At 42.7% G+C, this 702-nt stretch carries 1 protein-coding gene and 1 pseudogene; both read left to right on the forward strand.

The genetic code is table 11. The features are described from left to right. On the forward strand, positions 1–575 hold a 575-nt coding region (tagF, locus tag R7040_RS26625; RefSeq protein WP_318097607.1), incomplete at its 5' end, for a type VI secretion system-associated protein TagF. A gap of 10 nt (positions 576–585) precedes the next feature. Next, positions 586–702, forward strand: a pseudogene (locus R7040_RS26630) (serine/threonine-protein phosphatase); the annotation flags it as partial.

A 702-nucleotide genomic window follows, 5' to 3' on the forward strand; every position in this document is an offset into this window, starting at 1 on the left:
CTGTTATTGCAGTGAGTAAAGAGCAACTGGGTGACACTTGGAACGATTATTTTTTAACTGCACCAGTTTGGCACTTTGCACTGGATGTGAGTTACATGGACGATGCTACGTATATCGGCAGCATGATTCCAAGTGTAGATGCATGCGGTCGCTACTTCTTTTTTACTGTTGTTCGAGCGGTAAAAGGCAAAGCAGCACAGTATTGGGCACAAAGCGGCTGGACTGAAGATAGCCAGGCTCTAGCACTGTCAGTGTTAGATGATGAATTTGTATTTGATGCATGGCACCGAAGCATGCAGGAAAAGTGTGAGCTTGTTTCTGAAGTATCGATATGCAATGAAGAAATGGCGCTTTTGTACCAAAGCCCGATCTCAACAGTGTTTAGCTTTTCAACTGAAGTAAAGCAAAACACGTTGTTAAATCATCTAATTGAGGGTCAACAGAGAAAACCATGCTTCTGGTGGACAGAAGGCTCTACTCATATTGAATCATGTATGTTTGTTAGCACTGGGCTGCCATCTATTGGCCAATTCTCTGCAATGTTAGATGGTCGTTGGCAAATGTGGAGTTGGTAGGAAGCAAAGAATGAATTGGAACTATTTTACTTTTGCCAAAACTCATGCAGGTAAAGTTCGTCCTTATAATGAGGATGCGTTACTGGATATGACTGAACAGCATATTTGGGTTGTTGCGGACGGCATG

This window comes from Vibrio sp. 1069 (assembly GCF_033340555.1).